This is a genomic window from Bacillus sp. SIMBA_154 (genome assembly GCF_046536015.1).
In the GTDB taxonomy this organism is placed as follows: Bacteria; Bacillota; Bacilli; order Bacillales; family Bacillaceae; genus Bacillus; species Bacillus pumilus_P.
In genome coordinates this window covers 1-257 of sequence record NZ_JAWJBV010000411.1, presented here as the reverse complement: position 1 = coordinate 257, position 257 = coordinate 1, and the positions used below count along the sequence as shown (strand labels likewise).

General features: G+C 57.2%; 1 protein-coding gene. It reads right to left on the bottom strand.

Going from position 1 to position 257, the window contains the following annotated elements:
* The coding region (locus R0K30_RS22580) for a hypothetical protein (RefSeq protein WP_410613153.1) at positions 1 to 156 on the bottom strand (156 nt) is incomplete at its 3' end.
* Positions 157 to 257: the final 101 nt, after the last annotated feature.

Genomic DNA, 257 nt, shown 5'->3' with positions numbered 1-257 from the left:
CGTAGAAAGGCTAGTCACACTCGATCCGACTGCCGTTAACGCCTGATTCGTAGCGTAAAGCTGTGATCCATTGACCGCATCAGTGCTCGCCGCGGTAATCCGGCCTGCGGCGACATTCGTAATTGTTCTTTCTGCGCCAGTAGCGCCTACACTCACCGTCGAACTGGGGGTTGAGCCCGCGAAACTATATGTCGTCCCGTTAAGCGTAACACCCGTGGTAGCAACTGCAGCGGACGTCACCGATCCCGACCCGAGAG